The sequence below is a fragment of the Neglectibacter sp. X4 genome, from assembly GCF_009917365.1.
In the GTDB taxonomy this organism is placed as follows: domain Bacteria; phylum Bacillota; class Clostridia; order Oscillospirales; family Acutalibacteraceae; genus Acutalibacter.
In genome coordinates this window covers 1-321 of sequence record NZ_QWLE01000221.1, presented here as the reverse complement: position 1 = coordinate 321, position 321 = coordinate 1, and the positions used below count along the sequence as shown (strand labels likewise).

The 321-nt window shown below is 36.1% G+C and carries 1 protein-coding gene; it reads left to right on the top strand.

Annotated elements, in window-relative coordinates; all coding sequences use genetic code 11:
* Positions 1-26: 26 nt before the first annotated feature.
* On the top strand, positions 27-152 hold the full coding sequence (locus tag D1841_RS20030) for an LPXTG cell wall anchor domain-containing protein (protein ID WP_371722179.1): 126 nt from the start codon (positions 27-29) through the stop codon (positions 150-152).
* The last annotated feature ends 169 nt before the right edge of the window (positions 153-321 follow it).

Genomic DNA, 321 nt, shown 5'->3' with positions numbered 1-321 from the left:
ATAGCAATGACGAACAGCCTTGGTGGATTCCTAAGACTGGCGACCAGAACAGCTTAGTTCTTTGGATTTCCTTAATGGGTGCAGCGTTGCTTGCAGTTTGTGGACTGGTATGGACGCGAATCAGAAGAAAATCTTTAAAAGAAGATAAATAACTATTTTCAGAAATTAAGAGGGGCATCGCTTTAACGAAAATAATCGTTAGGGCGAGCCCCTACTTTCATGTAAAAAATGCTGCTTTTTCTATTAATTGTATTATGGAAATTTATAGAAGACCGTATTTTTTTCTTTTTCTTGACAAAATCTTGACTTTTCTTTGGTAAA